This is a genomic window from Paenibacillus sp. HB172176 (genome assembly GCF_011947265.1).
In the GTDB taxonomy this organism is placed as follows: Bacteria; Bacillota; Bacilli; order Paenibacillales; family Paenibacillaceae; genus Pristimantibacillus.
On the sequence record NZ_JAATHD010000095.1, the window covers coordinates 1 to 535 of the forward strand.

A 535-nucleotide genomic window follows, 5' to 3' on the forward strand; every position below is an offset into this window, starting at 1 on the left:
AGATAATCGTTGGTTATCTCTTGATTTCGTCGCTGGAGGTATGATTTCCTTCATTTTTCAAGAAAATTTAATCATTCAGATCACGGATTCAGGGATATTATATAAACATGAGATTAGAGAACTAAAAAACTTGTGGGTAATACAAGAGGTCCGTCGTATAACACCGTATTCACGCTGCGTCGCTATCGCTCCTTGGTCCGGCCGAAGCTGGAAGAAGAACGGCTATAAAGGAGCCGTTCTAGTAGCAGGGAAGCCAATTCAGCCGGACAACCCTGCACTGCCTAACCGCGTCGCGGCCACTCCCTTCGGTCGTTTAAGGCAGTGAGGGTTCGTGAATACAAAAACGTTATACGACATGCCTTAAACCAAGGAGGACTCTATTGAAAATCCGATTATTAGTCTCAATCCTTTTCGTATTAATCTTACAAGCATGTTCTAATAACTCAACTTTCGCAGCTTGAAATAGGTAGGTAGGCCTTGATGTAGCTGGGCAAAGCGGCGATCCAGTGTTGGAGTTGACGCTGAATCAAAGTCG

1 protein-coding gene is annotated in these 535 nt (G+C 44.3%); it reads left to right on the top strand.

Annotated features, from left to right (window positions below; translation table 11 throughout):
* Positions 1-325, top strand: a 325-nt coding sequence (locus HFP08_RS29105; protein ID WP_206109351.1) for a hypothetical protein, incomplete at its 5' end; no start/stop codon positions are given.
* Between the last annotated feature and the right edge of the window lie 210 nt (positions 326-535).